The organism is Vibrio sp. VP6 (genome assembly GCF_028823755.1).
GTDB classification, from domain to species: domain Bacteria; phylum Pseudomonadota; class Gammaproteobacteria; order Enterobacterales; family Vibrionaceae; genus Vibrio; species Vibrio parahaemolyticus.
Genome location: NZ_JAPEID010000189.1, coordinates 1 through 630 on the forward strand (window position 1 = coordinate 1; position 630 = coordinate 630).

The window sequence follows — 630 nt, forward strand, 5'->3', positions numbered from 1 at the left end:
CAGTCTCTGGATATAGACCCGAAACCAGGTGATCTAGCCATGGGCAGGTTGAAGGTTGAGTAACATCAACTGGAGGACCGAACCGACTAATGTTGAAAAATTAGCGGATGACTTGTGGCTAGGGGTGAAAGGCCAATCAAACCTGGAGATAGCTGGTTCTCCCCGAAAGCTATTTAGGTAGCGCCTCGGACGAATACTACTGGGGGTAGAGCACTGTTAAGGCTAGGGGGTCATCCCGACTTACCAACCCTTTGCAAACTCCGAATACCAGTAAGTACTATCCGGGAGACACACGGCGGGTGCTAACGTCCGTCGTGGAGAGGGAAACAACCCAGACCGCCAGCTAAGGTCCCAAATTACTACTAAGTGGGAAACGATGTGGGAAGGCTCAGACAGCCAGGATGTTGGCTTAGAAGCAGCCATCATTTAAAGAAAGCGTAATAGCTCACTGGTCGAGTCGGCCTGCGCGGAAGATGTAACGGGGCTAAGTAGTAAACCGAAGCTGCGGCAATGTGCTTTTGCACATTGGGTAGGGGAGCGTTCTGTAAGCGGTTGAAGGTGTGTGGTAACGCATGCTGGACGTATCAGAAGTGCGAATGCTGACATGAGTAACGATAAAGGGGGTGAAAA

1 rRNA gene is annotated in these 630 nt (G+C 51.0%); it reads left to right on the plus strand.

Going from position 1 to position 630, the window contains the following annotated elements:
- Window positions 1-630 (plus strand): 23S ribosomal RNA (locus OU793_RS24825); the annotation flags it as partial.